Annotated in this window: 1 protein-coding gene; it reads left to right on the top strand. The window is 60.8% G+C overall.

The genetic code is table 11. The annotated features are described in order from the left end of the window. Nucleotides 1-77 precede the first annotated feature (77 nt). A partial coding sequence (locus SB754_RS22625) for an MTH1187 family thiamine-binding protein (RefSeq protein ID WP_410784514.1) occupies nucleotides 78-240 on the top strand: 163 nt, incomplete at its 3' end.

Here is a 240-nt window from a genome sequence, read left to right on the forward strand (position 1 = left end):
GCCGATATTGCGGGTAGCGAGAACGAGCCTCCCCTGATTGAATCCGACTGAAACTTTACTCCCGGAGAATTTGCATCATGGCCAGGACATTGCTCAGCCTGCAGGTCATTCCACGCACCCCCGCGGGCGAAGACGTGATCCCCTACGTCGACCGCGCCATTGCCCTGATTGCCGATTCCGGCGTCAAGTACCGCGTGGGCCCGCTGGATACCACCATGGAGGGCGAGCTGGACGAACTGC

It is taken from the genome of Leifsonia sp. SIMBA_070 (genome assembly GCF_046534635.1).
Lineage (GTDB): Bacteria > Actinomycetota > Actinomycetes > Actinomycetales > Microbacteriaceae > Leifsonia.